We start from the raw sequence: 14,449 nt of genomic DNA on the forward strand, positions 1-14,449 counted from the left end.
GGGTAATCGATAATAATCAAAGATAAAGGCAAGAAAACGATGTCCCAGCCCGCGTCCTCAAACGCCGTCAATACGGGCGATATTCTGGCCCTGACCGCCCAGATCGTCGCCAGCTATCTTTCCGGTAACACCGTTCCGGCGGCGGATATTCCCGCGTTGATCGACCGCGTGCACAAAACGCTTGCCAATGTCGGCGCTGGCGGCTCCGGGGGTGTTTCGGCTGAACGCCCGCACCCGGCCGTTTCGATCAAAAAATCGGTCCAGCCCGATTACATCGTGTGCCTTGAGGATGGCAGGAAGCTGAAAATGCTCAAACGCCACCTCAAAAGCGCCTACAACCTGACGCCGGAGGCTTACCGCGAACGCTGGGGCCTGCCCAGCGATTATCCGATGGTCGCCCCCAACTACGCCGCCAAGCGCAGCAAGCTGGCCAAGAATATCGGCCTTGGCAAGCGCCGCAAATCCGGCCGCAAGGCGAAATGAAGTCGCTCGTCGACTTGACCCATATTTTTACCGGCGATATGCCGGTCTATCCCGGCGATCCATGTGCGCGCCTGTATCAGACGATGTTTGTCGAGAAAGACGGGTTTTCAGATCACAAAGTTGAAACCTGTATGCATGTTGGTACGCATATCGATGCGCCGTTGCACATGATCGCGGGTGGCGCACGCATATGCGACGTACCACTCGCGCATTGCACAGGACGTGGTCGTCTGATTGATGCGCGCGGTCTTTCGCCCGTTATTACGGCAGAATGTCTGGAGGGGACTGATTTGCGGGCGGGGGATGTTGTTCTGGTGTATACCGGCTGGTCCGCACGGTTTCGTGAAGACGATTACTATAAAGCCTATCCAATGCTGGATGAGAGGTTTGCCCACGGACTTGTAAAGGCAGGAGTCGCAATGGTCGGTCTGGATACTCCATCGCCTGATTACGACCCGTTCCCGGTCCACAAAATCCTGCTGGCCGCCGGTATTTTAATTGCTGAAAATCTGACCAATCTTTCCGCGCTGGAAAACCGGGAATTCCGCGTCCACGCATATCCGGTAAAGTACGAAGCCGATGCCGCGCCCGCGCGGATCGTTGCAGAGATTGGATGACGCCCGGATTCGGATTTTACACAAGCCTGCCAAGGTCTTCCGGCTTCAGATGCCCCGGTACGATGATGACCGGCACACGCAATTGCGAAATCCCCTTGGCGGTGAAGTAACTGACCAGCGGTCCCGGCGTGCCCTTTTGCGTGCTTGCGCCCAGCACCAGCGCGACCAGGCCGGGATTGCCGTTCGTGATCGCGATGATTTCGTCGATCCGTTTGCCCTCGCGCAGGATCAGCGACGGGGTGATCCCGTGTTCGGCGGCCACGCTGCCCGCCAGCGCCTCCATCTCCCCCTCGGCCTTGGCGCGCGCCTCGGCCCGGGCGGCGGATTCGACGCCCATCCATTCGGTAAAGGCCACGGGTTCGATGATCCGCGCCATGGCCAGATGCCCGCGCCGCGCCCGCGCCTTGCGCACCGCGTAATGCAATGCGACGCGGAATTCCGGCGTGTCGTCCGCGATCACCAGATAGGTGCCGCCATCGCCGCCGCGCCGCTTTTCACCTTTTGCGTTCATGCTCTTCCCGCGTCATTCCCGTTTCAGCAGCACCGTGGCCAGCCATCCGGCCGCCATCGCCATGGCGATGGCGCATAAACCATACAACACCCCGTCCTCAAGGGCAAAGCGCCGTATATCGGCGCTCAACCCCTCTGGCACGACGTTGAAACTGGTGCTGTCCTGTTCGATCACTTTGCCATCCGCGAACAGATAGGCCGAAACCTTGTATTCGCCGGGGGTCACGATCGGCGGCATGGCGAAATGCGCCTTGAACAGCTTGGGGCCGGGATAGGCCAGCGGGGTGACGGTGGGCACGAACAGTCGCCGCTGCTCCATGCGCGTGAACAATTCGCGCGTGAACGCGTCGTCCTGCACGGTGTTCTCGCCGTCCTCCGGCGCGACGTGCAGGCTGTCCAGCCCGATATGATGTTCGCGCAAAACGTCCGGCGCGGCGACCATTGAAAGCGGGCTGCTGGCCGCCACTTCATAAAACGAGGGCACATCACTGTAATCGCGCCACGACGTGTTGGTCCACAGCCCCATCACCCGCGACTTGCGCCGCACGGTCATGGGGTGTGGCGGCCCCTCGATCACCAGTACGACCGCGCCCGGTTCGTCCTGCGTGCCGAATACGGTGATGCCCGCGCCGTTGAACCCGGTCGTGACGTGGATGATGTCGTCCGAGATGTCGACCGCCATGCCGTGCGCGCTGCCGCTAAAGGCGCCCAAAAGAAGGATTGTCAGGATTATCCGGCGCATCGTCTAATGCCCGATCGACAGCGTGTACGGGTCGTGCGGCGGAATGACCAGCTCGAATCCCATGCGGATCGCGACCACGACGATGATCGCGGCCAAAAGCAACCGCGCGGGGCGCCCGTGCACGTATTTGGTCGAACGCAGACCCAGAATCGTGCCGATGACGCTGCCGAAAATCAGCAGCGCGCCCAAAATCAGGTCGATCGCATGCGTGGTCAACGCGTGCATCATCGCGGCCAGGGATGTCAGGACCAGCAATTGCAGCATCGACGTGCCGGTGACCATCAACGCGGGCATGCCCAGAAAATAGATCATGGCCGGCACCACCATGAACCCCGCCCCGGTGCCCAGAATGGCCAGCAATATGCCGGAAACGAAGCCGATACCCATCGGGCCGTAGCGGCTGATCGTGATGCCGGATACCGGATATTCCGTCTGCATCGGCAGGGTCTTGAGCCAGCGATGCACCCGGTTTTCGGTTGGCGCGCCGCCTGCGTCGCGGCGCAGATAGGACCGCGTAATCTCGACGATCATCGAAACCCCGATCCCGCCCAGAAGGACCATGTACAGCGCCTTGATGGCCAGATCAATCTGGCCCAGCATGCGTAAAAGCTGAAAGATGCCAAGCCCGATGACCGCGCCGATCGCGCCGCCGGTCATCATATGTCCCGCGATCTTGAAATCGATGCCGCGTCGCTGCAACTGGCTGATGAACCCGGCGGTAGAGGATGCGATGATCTGGCAGGTCTGGGTCGCGACCGCGACCACCGGCGGAATCCCGAAAAAGATCAAAAGCGGCGTGGTCAGCGCACCGCCGCCGATCCCGAACAGGCCTGAAAAAAAGCCGACGACGATACCCAGAAGGACGACTGCGCCGGCCGACACCGACATTTCCGCGATAGGAAGATAGACTGGCATGGCGTATAAGATTATCCGACTCATTACGGCAAAAACAGGGCCGAGGATGAAATGTTACCGCACGAAACGCCGTTGATCGACCGTTACGTCGCTTGGCTGGAAACGCTGGCACCGCAGGGTGTCCACCGGGTCGCGCAATTCGTGGCCCGCGACGTGCGTTACCGCACGCCGGAGCGCGAGGGCGCGGGGGTCGATGCCGCAATCGTGATCCATGCCGCCCTGTTCGATGGCGTATCCGCGCTGCGTATGAAGGTCACCGACCGCGCATCCGGCCTGAACGGGCATACCGCTTACCTGCGCTGGGACCGTCTGGTGACCCGCGCCGATGGCGTGAAATACAGTCTTTCCGGCGTCAGCGAGGCAATGATCGACATGACCGGCAAGATCGCATCCATCGTCGAATACTGGGACGGCGTGCCGCCGCCGCCCGCGCCGCGCGGCCTGCTGGCGCGGCTTTTAAAACGTCAGGGTTAGATTCCCGGCATCCAGATGCGCGACCCCGCCAATGGGAAGCGTGCATAAAGGCCCGGAATGTCCGAAAGGGGCATTGACGATGACCGGGATGTCCAGCCCGGCGATATGCTCGGCGATGATTTCGTCGGGCGTGAAACCGAACGGCGTGACCGAGGAATCTCCATCGGTACCGATTTGCCCGATCACCAGCCCCGCCAGCTTTTCAAACGCGCCCGAAAGCCGCAATTGCACGAACATGCGGTCATAACGGCTCAACTGGTCGCCCACGTCCTCAAGAAATAAAATCGCGCCGGTGGTATCCGGCATGTACGGGGTCCCCGTCAGCGCCGCCATCATCGACAGATTGCCGCCGATCATCGGGCCCTGCACCCGTCCGTCCTTCAGGATCTTGGCGTCGGGCCAGTTCAGCGTCGTTTCCATGCCGCCCAGCGCGCGGGTCATCTGGATGATTTCATGCGGTTGCGCGCGGCCCAGCCGTGAAAGCGTCGGGCCGTGATACCCGCATAATCCCGTGCGCGCGTAAATCGCGTTGATCAGCGCCGTGCCGTCCGAAAACGCGATCAGCGGCTTGGGGTTGGCGACAATCGCCGCGAAGTCGAGATGCGGCAGCGCGTGCATCACCCGGTTGCCGCCGCGCGCGGCCATGATCGCGTCGATGCCCGTGTCGGCGAACAAATCGTTGATCGCTTGCGCGCGTTCGGCTGCGCTGCCTGCCGATTGATGGTGCGTCAATCCGTTTTGCGGGTGGATGAATACGCGGTATCCGCAATCTTCAAGAATATGCATACCCGCGGCGTCCGGCGCCCCGCGCGAGGACGGGGCGCAGATGCCGATCGTGCCGCCAGCGGGCAGAGGGCAGGGCGCAAGGCGCGCCGGACGGGTCATGCGCCCATTGTCCTATGAATTGCGGATGTACGCAAACGCATCCAGCGCGCGTCCCCGCCCCGCGGCATGGTCGACGATTGGCGCGGGGTAATCGAGCGTCATGCCGCTTTCCCACGGCTTGTGGATGAATTTGTCCGGTACATCCGCCAGTTCCGGCACGAAGGCGCGCACGTAATCGCCCTTGGGGTCGAATTTCTCGCCTTGTAAAATCGGATTGAAGACGCGGAAATACGGTGCGGCGTCGGCACCGCATCCGGCCACCCATTGCCAGCTTGCGGCGTTGTTGGCCAGATCAGCGTCGACCAGCGTGTCCCAGAACCATTTTTCCCCTTCATGCCAGTGGATCAAAAGGTGTTTGACCAGAAACGATGCGACGATCATCCGCACACGGTTATGCATCCATCCCGTGCGCCACAGCTGCCGCATGCCGGCATCGACGATGGGAAACCCGGTCATGCCCCTCTGCCATGTCCGCAAATCTTTTTCATTTTTTCGCCACGGCATGCGCGCGAATTTTTCCTGCAGGGGCTGCGTTGGTAAATGGGGATGCTGGAACAGCAGATGCATCGAAAACTCACGCCACGCGACCTCGCGCAGAAAAGGCGCGGCGCCCCTGTGCGGCAATGCCGTTTGCCATAGGTCGCGTGCCGAGATTTCACCGTAATGCAGATACGGCGACAGGCGCGAGGTGCCGTCGACGCCGGGAATGTCGCGCCTGTGTCCGTAATCTTCCATTGCGCCGTCGATGAAATCCATCGTGCGCGCCCTTGCCCCGTCTTCGCCCGGCGCCCAGTGATCGAGAAATTCACGGTCCCACGGAATGTCGGGCAACAGGCCAAGCCTCTCGCTTGTCGCGCCGGACCAGCGCGGATTTTTCGGGGCGGGCAGGGGCACGCCGAACTGCGCCTCCATGCCCAAAATCGCCTTGTAAAACGGCGTGAATATTTTGTACGGCTTTGGCATCTCCCACGGTTCGATCAGGATGTTGCCCTTGAAACTCTGGGCCGTGTGTCCGGCGTCTTTAAGCGCCGCCTTGATATTCTTGTCGCGTGAAATGGCCGTCGGTTCGTATGCCCGGTTCCAGTAGACTGACGTAGCCCCCGTTTCACGCATCACCTCGCAAAGCACATCCAGCACCGCGCCTCGGCGCGTGACCACCGGCGCGCCCAGCGCCGCCAGCGCGTGATGCAGCCACCAGCGCGAGGCGCCGCCGATCTGGCATGGCTCTTCAAGAATGTATAAGGGAATGACCGCGCCGGATTCGGCTGCGGCAACAAGCGCGGGATTATCAGTCAGCCGCAGATCCTGCCGCAGCCACCAGATGACAGGTTTGCCCATGTACTGACATTGGGCGAAACCCACAAAAAGACAAGCGGCTTAATTGCGCAAAAGCGGCACATCGTAAAGCGACAGGCGCACGTCGTCGGTAACGATGACCATGCCTTCGGCGGCAGCCTGCGCGACCAGCATCCGGTCGAACGGGTCCTTGTGCATCGGGGGCAGGGCGGCGGTCCCGGCGATATGGCGCAAATCGATGGGCAACTGGTTCAGGTTGGTTCGCTCCAGCAGCGCATAGAAATCGGGGTCGTAATCGAGCCGCCCCTGCTGCTGTTGCAAGCTGATCTCCCACAAACTGGCGTGGCTGACGAAAAACCGGTGGTCCGGGCTGGTCAGCGCCGCGCGCACATCGGACGAAAGCTGCGCGTCGTCGTACAGCGCGCTCAGAAGGATATGGGTATCAAGCAGATAGTTCATGTTCTTGCTCTAGGCCGCTTCTTGAAACAGATCCATGGTCAACGCCTCGGCGATCTCGTCATCCCACAGATTGAACGCCTCGACCGGCGGCACGGCGATGCGCCCCGCGCCCGCGCCGACAAAACAGGGTTTGTCCGCCGGAATGTAAGGGACCAGTTTGCACAAAGGCTTGTCGGCGCGACCGATGACGATTTCCTCGCCCGCCTCGACCCGTGCGACCAGCGCCGAAAGATGGGTTTTTGCATGCGATATGTTGAAGATTTCCATGGTATCCGTCCTGTGACTGAATAGGCAGCGCACTAGACCAGACTTGGCCAACCCCTGTCAAATTTGCCGAAAACAGCCAAAAAAAACGCCGCTTTTGAGGGCGGCGCGTTGAGTTGAGACAGGGAGGTACTAGAGAGAAAAGCTTAAAAATCCAATGCCGATTTGGTAAATAGGCGTGCTGGAGCGGTGTCACTTTGAGAAGTTGGCACTATACCGTCATACGCAATAATACGAGTTCGGACGGCATCACCTTCGGGATACGCTTTAAAACGACGACCTCTGGGTTTCTCGCCTACGACAGCGGCCCCTGCAAAAATATCGTGGACGTTGACCATTGATATCTCCGTTATATAACCTTTCTATCAGTATGCCTTGGTCCGGTTAGGAATTGGTAAAGAATGCAAGGCATTGAAAACAAAACAGAAAATTGTCGTTTTATGACCCTGCGCTTTAGCCCTGAAATTCTGGATGCCCTGAAGGAAGGCGCGCCCGTTGTGGCGTTGGAATCCACGCTGGTGACGCACGGTTTTCCGCATCCCGAAAATTTGGCGATCGCACGGGAATCCGAACAGGCAATCCGTGCGGGCGGTGCGGTGCCCGCTACCATTGCGCTGGTTGGTGGCCGCCCGCAGATAGGGCTTGATGAGGCACAGCTTGCCGCGCTGGCGGCACCCGGTGCGCAGGTGGTCAAGGCGTCGGTGCGCGATCTGGCGGTGTGCGCGGCGCGGGGGCAAAGCGCGGGCACGACCGTGGCCGCGACCATGCGTCTGGCGGCGCAGGCGGGCATCGCGCTGTTCGCCACCGGCGGGATCGGCGGCGTGCATCGCGGCGTGTCTGAAAGCTGGGACATCTCGGCGGATCTGACCGAACTCTCACGCAGCCCGGTTTGCGTGGTCAGCGCCGGGGCGAAATCGCTGCTCGACCTGCCCAAGACGCTGGAGGTGCTGGAAACCCTTGGCGTGCCGGTGATCGGCTTCGGCACCGACGAATTCCCGGCTTTTTATTCGCGCACCTCCGGCATCAAACTGACCGCCCGCGTCGATACGCCGGCCGAGGCGGCGGCGGTGGTCGCCGCGCACCGCGCGCTGGGCCTGCCCGGCGGGCTGCTGATCGTCCAGCCCATCGCGGAAAATCTTGCGCTGCCCGCCGATGAAATGGAACGCCATATCGCCGCGGCGCAGGACGCGGCATCGCGCGAAGGCGTATCGGGCAAGGCATTGACCCCCTTTATCCTCCGTTATATCGCGGCGGCGACGCAGGGCCGCACCATCGAACCCAACAAGGCCCTGATCCGCGCGAATGCAAGGCTTGCCGCCGAAATCGCCTGTGCGCTGGCCGCGCTTTAGGACCATGCCCGGATAATTTTAAGGGTTGCGCCCCGTTTTGCGCGGGCGTAGGACGGTCATCCCGATCAACGGATTACGATGCGCCCCGCGCCGTAAAGGCATGGGAAAAGACATCGGCGAAGAAGGTGTGTCATGGGCAGAAGAAGTGGTGCCGCGCGCGTTATTTATTTGCCGCGACCGCAGAAAGCCGACGAACCGGTGTGCCGCGGCAGTTTCGAGGAAGCGGCCGCCTGCGTCAGGAATCTGAATACGTTCATGGAACGCGCGGGCCATCCCTATTTCTTTGCCAGCCTGTCCCATGACGACCCATATCGCATCGGGTTGTTTAGCCGCGATAAAGGCGAGGTTCCGCCCGCAATCGTGGATTTTGAAAACTACCGCCCGCCTGCCGTGATCGCGCAGGAACAGGCGGAACATTTAAGCGGCATCTTCACGCGCCTGAGCTTCGCCCGCCGTGATTTGGCGCTATGGGAAGGCATCAGCTTTGAAAATTCCGCGATCGTCTGCGAGGTGGTCGTGGTCCATGAAGCAGGCCAAAATTACAGTCTGTACCTGCATGGCGTGACGCCGGATTTTCTCAAGGTGCACGCACCCCGCATCGCTACCGGCTTTATGGATATGCCGCGCCTCGCGCCCTGAAGACTTGTCGTTACAAAAAGGGCCGACGGCCCGACACGGCAATCCATACGGCAAAAATCTGTGCCTCATGGCCACATGGCCTCAAGGATTGCTTCGTCGCGCCCGCGCTTGAGGCGTCCATGCGCCTGCGCTTTTTCCCGCAATGAAAACGGCGCCCGAAGGCGCCGTTTTGTCATGAAGCAGGAACCTTACGACGCGGCGGTCAGTTCCGCCTTGTCGTCCGATTTCTTGGATTTTTTCTTCTCGCCGGTGGTGTGGACGATCATCGGCGGTTTTTTGCCCAGAACCACGTCCTCGTCGACGACGACTTCCTCCACCCCTTCCATGCCCGGCAGATCGAACATGGTATCGAGCAGCAAGCCTTCCATGATCGAGCGCAGGCCGCGCGCCCCGGTCTTGCGTTCGATGGCCTTCTTGGCGATGGCCTCCAGCGCGTCCTGGGTATAGGTCAGTTTGACGTTCTCGATCTCGAACAGTTTCTGGTACTGCTTGACCAGCGCGTTTTTCGGCTCGGTCAAAATCTGGACGAGGGCCGGAACGTCAAGGTCTTCCAGCGTGGCGACGACGGGCAGGCGCCCGACGAATTCGGGGATCAGCCCGAATTTCAGAAGGTCCTCGGTCTCCAGCACCTTCAGCAATTCGCCGGTTTTCTTTTCGTCCTTGGCTTGCGGGTCGGCGCCGAAGCCGATGGCCGTGCCGCGCCCGCGATCGGCGATGATGCGCTCGATCCCCGCGAAGGCCCCGCCGCAGATGAACAGGATGTTCGAGGTATCGACCTGCAAAAACTCCTGCTGCGGATGCTTGCGCCCGCCCTGCGGCGGCACGCTGGCGATGGTGCCTTCCATCAGTTTCAAAAGCGCCTGTTGCACGCCTTCGCCCGATACGTCGCGGGTGATGGAAGGGTTGTCGGATTTACGGCTGATTTTGTCGATCTCGTCGATATACACGATGCCGCGCTGCGCGCGTTCGACGTTGTAATCGGCGGCCTGTAACAGTTTCAGCACGATGTTCTCGACGTCCTCGCCCACATAACCGGCTTCGGTCAGGGTTGTCGCATCCGACGTTGTAAACGGCACGTCAAGCAACCGGGCCAGCGTTTGCGCCAGCAGCGTCTTGCCCGAACCTGTGGGACCGACCAGCAGGATGTTGGATTTTGAAATCTCGACATCCGCGCCTTTTTGCCCGTGTTCGAGGCGTTTGTAGTGGTTGTGGACAGCCACCGACAGGATGCGCTTGGCGCGTTCCTGACCGATGACGTAATCGTCCAGTACGGTCTTGATTTCCAGCGGGGTGGGGATGCCGCCGCCGGTTTTGACCAGCTGGGTCTTGTCCTCCTCGCGGATGATGTCGGTGCACAGCTCCACGCATTCGTTGCAGATGAAGACGTTGGGGCCCGCGATCAGTTTGCGCACCTCGTGCTGGCTCTTACCGCAAAAGGAGCAGTAAAGCGTGTTCTTGCTGTCGCTGTCGGTCGTTTTACTCATGGGAGGCGTCCTGCGGGTAACGGGAGTGTGTTGAACGAGTGAATCATTCCATGCTCCACTTTAGACAAGCCGTTCTGGCTTGCAAAGGCCTATATGGCCCAATCTCGCATGAGGGTTATTAAAGGAGTCTTAACGCTTTCGCATCCGCGAAACTGTGCTAAAGGGGGAAAATGGAACAAAACGCCGCTTTCGACGCCGTGCGCGAGGCTTTCGACCTGATGGGGGATTGGGAAGATAGGTACGCCTATCTGATCGACCTTGGCCGCCATTTGCCGGCCTATCCGGATGCCGCCCGCGACGCCGCGCATCTGGTCCCCGGCTGCACTGCGCAGGTTTGGATGACCCATCACTGGGAAAAAAGCCCGCGGGGCGACCGCCTGATGATGGACGTCGATTCCGACGCCTTGCTGGTCAAGGGGCTGCTGGCGGTGCTGATGGCGCGTTACAACGGCCTTACCGCTGTCGAAATCATGGCTCCGGATGCCGATCCGCACACGGTGTTCGGCCCGCTGGCGCTGGCCGGACATCTTTCGCCTAATCGCCGGAACGGATTTTTTGCGGTGGCATCCCGGATTCGTCAGCTGGCCGCCGCCAGTCTGCCAGAGAGAACAGCCGCACCACGCTGACATAAACCACGTCATCATGTACAGCGGCCGGCACATGTACGCTGCCATCGTCCTGCGCCGCCGCCATCGCGCCAAGGATGGACCGCGCCATCCGCGCCGATTGCGCGCGCACCAGCCCGTCTTGCACCAACCGGTCGAGAAAGGCGTCGTAACCGAAAAGGGCGGCCTCGATTTTTCCGTTCACCGGCTGGCCGTTCAGCGGCACGGCAATGTCGCCCAGGGCCGCAAGACGAGAATCGCCGCTGGCCAGATCCAGCGAGCGCAGACTGATGGAAGGTGCAAAAAGCGGCAACCGCGCGCCCAGCGAAAAATCCTGCACCATGAAATCCACCGTGCGCCCGGCATGGCGGGCAAGCAGCCTTGCCCCCTCAGGCGCGGTGATCCGAAGGCTTGCGCCGGGCAGGGGCCAAAAGCACGCCCGCACCAGCGGCGCGGTGATCTGCATCTCCGGCGTGTTATAGGACGCGACGCGCCATTCGATGCGCAAGGGGCCGGGAAAGCCGCTGATTTTTGCGGGCTCTGGTGATGCCGTCAGTATCGCGGCTTGTTGCGCATCCAGCTCTACCCGCACCCCGTGCGCGGCGATAGGCCACCAAACGCACCACAACGCCGCCAGCACAAGTGCAAGCCGCAGCAGGGGCCGCAACCCCCAAAGCCGCGTTGCCCGCGTGTGCGCGCCATAGGCGGGGGCTTGCATCAGCGCGTTCGATTCCCGCTCCAGCACGTCCTCCAGCCGGGCCAGCGCCTCGGTCGCGGGCAGTCCCGCCGGAATGGCCGGCAGGACACGGAAATCGACGATTCCGGTCTTTTTCATGAAGCTGTGCTTGGGCCAGAACGCCCCGCTGTTGCATGCGACCGGGACGATCGGCAGATTCAGCGCCTCGGCGATCCGCGCGCCGCCGATCTTATAAGGCTTGGTCGCGGGCGTGTCGGTGGCCGCCACGCGCGTGCCTTGCGGAAAGATCAGGATGGGGCGTCCCTGCGCCACCACGCGCCGCCCGCCACGGATCAAAGATTCCAGCGCCTTGTGCCGTCCGCCGCGATCGACCGGGATCATGCCGGTCTTGATCGTGTACCAGCCCCAGAACGGTATCCAGGTCAGCTCGCGCTTCAGGATGATGGCGATGTCGCCGAAGATCACCGGCATTTTCAGGGTTTCATAGGTCGAGTAATGCTTGACCGCCAGAATGTACGACCCTTCGCGCGGCAGGTTTTCGCGGCCTTCGACGCGGTAATCCAGCCCCAGAAAAATTCGTTCCACCCATGCGATGCCCCGGAAATACAGCATCTGCACGAAGGTGAACGCCGCCTTGCGCGGCAAAAGGAACGCGAACACCAGAACAAGGCAGCACGCGGCCGTGTAGATATAGAACGCGATGTTGAACGTAAAGGAACGGACGAAGGCGCGGATCATTTCAACCACATCACGAAGGTCTTGCAGTATTCGATGAACACCTGCCGGATGAAGGCGTACCCCGTCCGTTCGGGCGAGGCCACGGGCCATGCCTCCAGCGTGGCTTCGGGCATGGCGCGCCGGAACAAAAGCATCGCGCGCGGCATGTGGTAATCGGACGTGACCAGCCGGATGCTCATCCCCTGCGCCCCGCCGTTGCGGTTGACCCAGCCCAGCGCCTCGGCTGCGTTGTCCTCGGTGGTTTCGGCCTTGTGCTCAAGAAAGATGCAGCAATGCGCGGCCAGCCTGGTGCGGTCCGCCGCGCTGCCCGCGTTCCAGTGCGCCAGAAGCTGCGGCAGGGTTACGTCCGGATGCACCCCGGTCACCAGCATCGCCTGCGCCCGGTCGTGCGCCATCAGGTCGAATCCGGTCTCGACGCGGTTCGACCCGCCGGTCAGCACGATGATGGCGTCACTGTTCAACTCTGGCGTGTCGGGACGCATGGTGACGACGTCCAGAAAGAAAACCACGAACCCAAATACGAACATCGTCAGCGCGCCCAAGGCCACGGCGGCGGTCAGGCGCGGAAAACTGGGCAGGTGGCGGATCGGATTCGGCATGATGAAAATTAAGGCATGATGCGCAGCGAACGCAAGACCGTCACCCGCGCGGCCAGCCAGCCCAGCCCGATGACCAGGGCGGGGCAGGCCGCAAGCCACAATATAGCCCCCGGCCCCCAGTGGAATTCGGGCAGCGCGGCGCTTTGCAGGTTGCCCGCGATCATCCCCGCCGCCTTCAGGATCACGGCCCCGCCGACAAGGCCGATCAAGGCGGCCTGCCCGACATGGCGCACGAATACGCGCACGAACTGGGCCGCGATGTAATCGTCCGTCGCCCCCATCAGGTGCAGAAGGTCGATATCCGCCTGATGCGCGGCCAGCCGGGCGCGCACCGCGCCCGCAACGGTCAGGATCGCACACGCGACCGTGGCCCCGGCCATCATGAACGCCGCGATCAAAAGCGCCAGCGAAAACCGCCGCAGATCGGAAAGCCATGCCTGATGCCCCTCGGTTACCGCGCTGGCGTCGATCGCCGCGACCGCGCGCGCGACGCGCCCTTGCGCGCCCGGCGCGTTCGCGTCGTTCAGCGTCACCGCGATCAGGACCGGTAGCGGCAGGTCCTGCTTGTCCGCGTCGGTCCCCAGCCACGGGCGCACCATGCGCTCGACTTCCCGGCGGTCCAGAATGCGCAGCGCGCGCACGTCCGGCGCCTGCGCCAGCGCGTCGTTGATGCGTGCGGCGATCGCGTCCTCGGTGTTCGCATCGCGGATGCTGCCGTCCGGCGCGGTAGCGGGGATTTCGATGGTCATGTGCCCGGTAATGCCCGCGACCCACGACGCGCGCAGCGAATGCACCACCAGGGCCCCGCCCATGGCCAGCGTGGCCAGCATGCTCATCATCACCACAACCAGCGTCACGAACCGCGTGCCGACGCTGTCCTGGTCCAGCGCGATGTCGCTGCCCTGCGTTTTCGTGCGCATCCGCCCGGCCATCAGTGCGCCGCCTTCAGTTGTGCGCGCGGCAAGGGCGGCAAGACGCTCAGATGCCCCTTGTCCAGCGTCAGGCGCGGGTGGTTGAAATGCTCCATCATCTGCTGGTTGTGCGTGGCGATGACGATGGTTGTGCCCATGCGGTTCAGCTGCTCGAACAAACTCATGATCCGGTAACCCGTGGTATCGTCCAGACTGCCCGTCGGTTCGTCCGCCAGCAAAAGCCGGGGTTTGCCGATGACCGCGCGGGCGATCGCCACGCGCTGCTGCTGGCCGCCCGACATGATTTCGGGTTTTGCTTCCATATGCTCGGCCAGCCCGACCCATTCCAGTATCTCGCGCACCGCGTTGCGCACCTCGTGCGGCTTGCGCCCCATGATCCGCAGCGGCAAGGCCACGTTGTCGAACGCCGAAAGATGCGGCAAAAGGCGGAAATCCTGAAACACCACGCCGATGCGCTGGCGGATCATCATGCGCTGGGCGCGGCTGGCGGTGGCGACGTTCTGTCCGAACATCTCGATCGTGCCGCGCGTCGGTAGTCCGGCAAGGTACAAAAGCCGCATCAATGATGTCTTGCCCGCGCCCGATGGTCCCGAAAGAAAGTGGAACGCGCCCTGTTCCAGCGTAAAGCTGATATCGGTCAGCACCTCCGGCCCGACGTGATAGCGCAGGCCCACATGCTCGAATCGGATCATGCGCGGGCGCTCCCTGTCATAAAAAAGAGCCCCCACAAGAATGTGGACAGCGCGGGAAAAGCGGCGGCG

18 protein-coding genes are annotated in these 14,449 nt (G+C 61.9%); 6 read left to right on the forward strand and 12 right to left on the reverse strand.

The genetic code is table 11. The annotated features are described in order from the left end of the window. The first annotated feature begins 39 nt into the window (after nt 1-39). Nucleotides 40-483 (forward strand): MucR family transcriptional regulator, encoded by a 444-nt coding sequence (locus tag H6866_08695; protein ID USO07476.1) that lies wholly within the window; start codon nt 40-42, stop codon nt 481-483. After that, on the forward strand, nt 480-1,100 hold the full coding sequence (locus H6866_08700; GenBank protein USO07477.1) for a cyclase family protein: 621 nt from the start codon (nt 480-482) through the stop codon (nt 1,098-1,100). Before H6866_08695 ends, H6866_08700 begins: the two co-directional genes overlap by 4 nt. Before the next feature lie 16 nt (nt 1,101-1,116). On the opposite strand, the gene H6866_08705 is transcribed toward H6866_08700, so the two are convergent. From H6866_08705 to H6866_08715, 3 genes are read right to left on the reverse strand one after another with little or no spacing between them, the layout of a single operon-like run. Further along, nucleotides 1,117-1,611: a universal stress protein gene (locus tag H6866_08705; GenBank protein USO07478.1), complete on the reverse strand. Its 495-nt coding sequence runs from the start codon at nt 1,609-1,611 to the stop codon at nt 1,117-1,119. 12 nt (nt 1,612-1,623) lie between these two features. Then, on the reverse strand, nt 1,624-2,352 hold the full coding sequence (locus tag H6866_08710) for a TIGR02186 family protein (protein USO07479.1): 729 nt from the start codon (nt 2,350-2,352) through the stop codon (nt 1,624-1,626). 3 nt (nt 2,353-2,355) lie between these two features. Next, nucleotides 2,356-3,291: a sulfite exporter TauE/SafE family protein gene (locus H6866_08715; protein USO07480.1), complete on the reverse strand. Its 936-nt coding sequence runs from the start codon at nt 3,289-3,291 to the stop codon at nt 2,356-2,358. Nucleotides 3,292-3,318: 27 nt separating this feature from the next. Between H6866_08715 and H6866_08720 the strand changes: the two genes are divergently transcribed. Next, nucleotides 3,319-3,741: a nuclear transport factor 2 family protein gene (locus H6866_08720; protein ID USO07481.1), complete on the forward strand. Its 423-nt coding sequence runs from the start codon at nt 3,319-3,321 to the stop codon at nt 3,739-3,741. Here H6866_08720 and H6866_08725 read toward each other — a convergent pair. The 4 genes from H6866_08725 to H6866_08740 are packed head-to-tail and all read right to left on the reverse strand — an operon-like array spanning nt 3,724 to nt 6,648. Further along, entirely contained in the window at nt 3,724-4,626 is a 903-nt protein-coding gene (locus tag H6866_08725; GenBank protein ID USO07482.1) for an LD-carboxypeptidase, read from the reverse strand. The two genes, H6866_08720 and H6866_08725, sit on opposite strands and share 18 nt — an antisense overlap. A gap of 12 nt (nt 4,627-4,638) precedes the next feature. Continuing rightward, nucleotides 4,639-5,964, reverse strand: coding sequence for a deoxyribodipyrimidine photo-lyase (locus H6866_08730; protein ID USO07483.1), 1,326 nt, complete (start codon nt 5,962-5,964; stop codon nt 4,639-4,641). A 39-nt stretch (nt 5,965-6,003) separates the two neighbouring features. Continuing rightward, on the reverse strand, nt 6,004-6,381 hold the full coding sequence (locus H6866_08735; GenBank protein ID USO07484.1) for a type II toxin-antitoxin system VapC family toxin: 378 nt from the start codon (nt 6,379-6,381) through the stop codon (nt 6,004-6,006). Between the two features lie 9 nt (nt 6,382-6,390). Continuing rightward, a complete protein-coding gene (locus tag H6866_08740) occupies nt 6,391-6,648 on the reverse strand; it encodes a type II toxin-antitoxin system Phd/YefM family antitoxin (protein ID USO07485.1) in 258 nt (85 codons plus the stop codon). Between the two features lie 437 nt (nt 6,649-7,085). Between H6866_08740 and H6866_08745 the strand changes: the two genes are divergently transcribed. Both H6866_08745 and H6866_08750 read left to right on the forward strand, forming a co-directional pair. Beyond that, nucleotides 7,086-7,994: a pseudouridine-5'-phosphate glycosidase gene (locus H6866_08745; protein USO07486.1), complete on the forward strand. Its 909-nt coding sequence runs from the start codon at nt 7,086-7,088 to the stop codon at nt 7,992-7,994. A gap of 132 nt (nt 7,995-8,126) precedes the next feature. Further along, nucleotides 8,127-8,633: a hypothetical protein gene (locus H6866_08750; GenBank protein ID USO07487.1), complete on the forward strand. Its 507-nt coding sequence runs from the start codon at nt 8,127-8,129 to the stop codon at nt 8,631-8,633. Between the two features lie 188 nt (nt 8,634-8,821). Here H6866_08750 and clpX read toward each other — a convergent pair whose 3' ends face one another. Continuing rightward, on the reverse strand, nt 8,822-10,117 hold the full coding sequence (clpX, locus tag H6866_08755) for an ATP-dependent Clp protease ATP-binding subunit ClpX (protein ID USO07488.1): 1,296 nt from the start codon (nt 10,115-10,117) through the stop codon (nt 8,822-8,824). Nucleotides 10,118-10,287: 170 nt separating this feature from the next. On the opposite strand from clpX, the gene H6866_08760 reads away from it, so the two are divergent. After that, entirely contained in the window at nt 10,288-10,743 is a 456-nt protein-coding gene (locus H6866_08760) for a SufE family protein (protein ID USO07489.1), read from the forward strand. Here H6866_08760 and H6866_08765 read toward each other — a convergent pair. From H6866_08765 to ftsE, 4 genes are read right to left on the reverse strand one after another with little or no spacing between them, the layout of a single operon-like run. Then, the gene (locus H6866_08765) at nt 10,652-12,166 is read right to left on the reverse strand and encodes a 1-acyl-sn-glycerol-3-phosphate acyltransferase (protein ID USO07490.1); all 1,515 of its coding nucleotides are present in this window, start codon (nt 12,164-12,166) and stop codon (nt 10,652-10,654) included. The genes H6866_08760 and H6866_08765 overlap by 92 nt on opposite strands. After that, entirely contained in the window at nt 12,154-12,756 is a 603-nt protein-coding gene (locus H6866_08770; protein USO07491.1) for a YdcF family protein, read from the reverse strand. The genes H6866_08765 and H6866_08770 overlap by 13 nt, the downstream gene beginning before the upstream one ends. Before the next feature lie 8 nt (nt 12,757-12,764). Then, nucleotides 12,765-13,688 (reverse strand): hypothetical protein, encoded by a 924-nt coding sequence (locus H6866_08775; GenBank protein ID USO07492.1) that lies wholly within the window; start codon nt 13,686-13,688, stop codon nt 12,765-12,767. After that, nucleotides 13,688-14,380 carry a cell division ATP-binding protein FtsE gene (gene ftsE / locus H6866_08780; GenBank protein USO07493.1) on the reverse strand — a complete coding sequence of 231 codons (693 nt, stop codon included), beginning with the start codon at nt 14,378-14,380 and terminating at the stop codon, nt 13,688-13,690. Before ftsE ends, H6866_08775 begins: the two co-directional genes overlap by 1 nt. Nucleotides 14,381-14,449 lie beyond the last annotated feature (69 nt).

This window comes from Rhodospirillales bacterium, from assembly GCA_023898805.1.
Classification (GTDB): domain Bacteria; phylum Pseudomonadota; class Alphaproteobacteria; order Micavibrionales; family UBA1664; genus UBA6145.

Excerpts from the sequence above, each read along its gene's own strand:
- H6866_08695 (USO07476.1), top strand. The coding sequence starts at position 40 with ATGTCCCAGCCCGCGTCCTCAAACGCCGTCAATACGGGCGATATTCTG.
- H6866_08700 (USO07477.1), top strand. The coding sequence starts at position 480 with ATGAAGTCGCTCGTCGACTTGACCCATATTTTTACCGGCGATATGCCG.
- H6866_08705 (USO07478.1), bottom strand. The coding sequence starts at position 1,611 with ATGAACGCAAAAGGTGAAAAGCGGCGCGGCGGCGATGGCGGCACCTAT.
- H6866_08710 (USO07479.1), bottom strand. The coding sequence starts at position 2,352 with ATGCGCCGGATAATCCTGACAATCCTTCTTTTGGGCGCCTTTAGCGGC.
- H6866_08715 (USO07480.1), bottom strand. The coding sequence starts at position 3,291 with ATGAGTCGGATAATCTTATACGCCATGCCAGTCTATCTTCCTATCGCG.
- H6866_08720 (USO07481.1), top strand. The coding sequence starts at position 3,319 with ATGTTACCGCACGAAACGCCGTTGATCGACCGTTACGTCGCTTGGCTG.
- H6866_08725 (USO07482.1), bottom strand. The coding sequence starts at position 4,626 with ATGACCCGTCCGGCGCGCCTTGCGCCCTGCCCTCTGCCCGCTGGCGGC.
- H6866_08730 (USO07483.1), bottom strand. The coding sequence starts at position 5,964 with ATGGGCAAACCTGTCATCTGGTGGCTGCGGCAGGATCTGCGGCTGACT.
- H6866_08735 (USO07484.1), bottom strand. The coding sequence starts at position 6,381 with ATGAACTATCTGCTTGATACCCATATCCTTCTGAGCGCGCTGTACGAC.
- H6866_08740 (USO07485.1), bottom strand. The coding sequence starts at position 6,648 with ATGGAAATCTTCAACATATCGCATGCAAAAACCCATCTTTCGGCGCTG.
- H6866_08745 (USO07486.1), top strand. The coding sequence starts at position 7,086 with ATGACCCTGCGCTTTAGCCCTGAAATTCTGGATGCCCTGAAGGAAGGC.
- H6866_08750 (USO07487.1), top strand. The coding sequence starts at position 8,127 with ATGGGCAGAAGAAGTGGTGCCGCGCGCGTTATTTATTTGCCGCGACCG.
- clpX (USO07488.1), bottom strand. The coding sequence starts at position 10,117 with ATGAGTAAAACGACCGACAGCGACAGCAAGAACACGCTTTACTGCTCC.
- H6866_08760 (USO07489.1), top strand. The coding sequence starts at position 10,288 with ATGGAACAAAACGCCGCTTTCGACGCCGTGCGCGAGGCTTTCGACCTG.
- H6866_08770 (USO07491.1), bottom strand. The coding sequence starts at position 12,756 with ATGCCGAATCCGATCCGCCACCTGCCCAGTTTTCCGCGCCTGACCGCC.
- H6866_08775 (USO07492.1), bottom strand. The coding sequence starts at position 13,688 with ATGGCCGGGCGGATGCGCACGAAAACGCAGGGCAGCGACATCGCGCTG.
- ftsE (USO07493.1), bottom strand. The coding sequence starts at position 14,380 with ATGATCCGATTCGAGCATGTGGGCCTGCGCTATCACGTCGGGCCGGAG.